Origin of the sequence: Streptomyces sp. 150FB (genome assembly GCF_000818195.1) — a bacterium.
In the GTDB taxonomy this organism is placed as follows: domain Bacteria; phylum Actinomycetota; class Actinomycetes; order Streptomycetales; family Streptomycetaceae; genus Streptomyces.
Window position 1 is genome coordinate 3,597,164 of the sequence record NZ_JTHL01000001.1, and the last position, 1,097, is coordinate 3,598,260.

At 70.0% G+C, this 1,097-nt stretch carries 2 protein-coding genes; both read right to left on the minus strand.

The genetic code is table 11. The features are described 5' to 3' along the window. Positions 1 to 169, minus strand: a 169-nt coding sequence (locus tag QR77_RS43575) for a maleylpyruvate isomerase N-terminal domain-containing protein (protein WP_173476309.1), incomplete at its 3' end; no start/stop codon positions are given. A gap of 368 nt (positions 170 to 537) precedes the next feature. Beyond that, complete coding sequence (locus QR77_RS15350; protein ID WP_052488772.1) at positions 538 to 936, minus strand: hypothetical protein; 399 nt, start codon at positions 934 to 936, stop codon at positions 538 to 540. Positions 937 to 1,097 lie beyond the last annotated feature (161 nt).

Here is a 1,097-nt window from a genome sequence, read left to right on the forward strand (position 1 = left end):
GGCGGCGGCGGCCGTCGCCGAGGTGCTGCGCCAGTTCGCGCAGTGTCCAGTCCGGGCAGGTCGGGACCTGGGCGTCAAGGTCGGGGGCGGACGCGATCGCGGCGCGGAACGCGGCCGAGCGGTCTTGGATCAGCCGCAGGACCTCGGGGAACTCCAAGATGTTTCGCACGTCGGTTGTGTATCACGGCGCTCCGGCCGCCGGATAGCGGATTTGTCGGACGAACGCGTCGACGGCGGCGGGAAGAAGCTGGTCAACAACGGCCAGGGCATCATGGTGTGCGACTCGGGGTTCTACGAAGGCTTCTACGCGGGTCCCGTCCGGCCTCTGGAGTACGACGCCGAACTGCGCCGCACCGCCCGCGGCGTCAGCGGCGGCGGCACCCGCCGGACCCGCAGATCGACGGCAGCGGGAGGCGTGACAGACGTAGAGGCCATGAGGGGACGTTTCCCGTCCCGGACATCGACACCCTGCCGTATGTACCGCGATGTACCCCGCTGTACCGCGATGTACGCCGCGTTCCTGCCGCAAGGCGCCGATCAGACCCCGTCGGATCTGTTCTGGGGGCTTTTGGCCAAAATCCGCGCCAGCGCCAGCACGCTCAGCCCGAACATCAGGACGCCCAGGGGGAGATGGACCGACGGTATGTGCGCGATGCCCAGTACGACCTGGACCGAGGCGAGGACGAGGAAGCCGGTCGCCTGCCAGATGGGCCGGGGCGAGCCGCCGCCGGGCTTCCACGCCAGCACCGCCGCGAGCACGTACAGCATCGACGCCCCGTACATCACGCGGGCTCCGACGCTGTGCAGCGTCTCTCCGTAGGAGGAGGTCAGCAGCAGTCCTGCGGTGACCGCTTGGAGGAAGATGGTCAGCGTTTGCAGGGCGATCGCTGTCCGCAGAAACGAGTAGCCGCGCTGTGTCCCTGCCGGGGTGGCCATGTCACAGTCCTCCTGTTCCGCCCGGGGGCGGTGGATCGATAAGGTCTCACCAGTCCGACGACGCGGGCCCGCGAAAGGTAAGGGGTCCGGGGCGGGCGGCCGTCGGGGGCGGGGGGACGGCAAGGCATGGGGGCGGCGGGGGCATGGGGACGGCGGGGGCG

Coding starts and splice junctions, on each gene's coding strand:
- QR77_RS15350 (WP_052488772.1), bottom strand. CDS start 936: ATGGCCACCCCGGCAGGGACACAGCGCGGCTACTCGTTTCTGCGGACA.